A 385-nucleotide genomic window follows, 5' to 3' on the forward strand; every position below is an offset into this window, starting at 1 on the left:
AAGAGCCTGCACATCGACGAGCCCAGCACCAAGGTGGACTGGGAGTCCGGCGCGGTCGCCCTGCTCACCGAGGAACGGGCCTGGCCCGAGGTCGACCGGCCGCGCCGGGCCGCCGTCTCCTCGTTCGGCGTCAGCGGCACCAACGCCCACGTCGTCCTGGAGCAGGCCCCCGCCCAGGAGCCGGCGAACCGGGCGGTGCCCGCCGGACTCGACGGCGAACCCGACGCCGGCTCCGGCACCCCGGTGCCCTGGCTGCTCTCCGCCCGTTCCCCCGAGGCCCTGCGCGACCAGGCCGAACGGATCGCCGGGTTCACCGAGGCCAGGCCCGTCGCCGAGGCGCCGGCCGTCGCCCGCGCGCTCGCCGGCTCCCGGGCCGCGCTGGAAC

At 77.7% G+C, this 385-nt stretch carries 1 protein-coding gene; it reads left to right on the forward strand.

What is annotated here, in order from left to right; genetic code table 11:
* On the forward strand, positions 1-385 hold a 385-nt coding region (locus AE652_RS40635), incomplete at both ends, for a ketoacyl-synthetase C-terminal extension domain-containing protein (RefSeq protein WP_049660879.1).

Source organism: Kitasatospora sp. MY 5-36 (genome assembly GCF_001182915.1).
Classification (GTDB): Bacteria; Actinomycetota; Actinomycetes; order Streptomycetales; family Streptomycetaceae; genus Kitasatospora.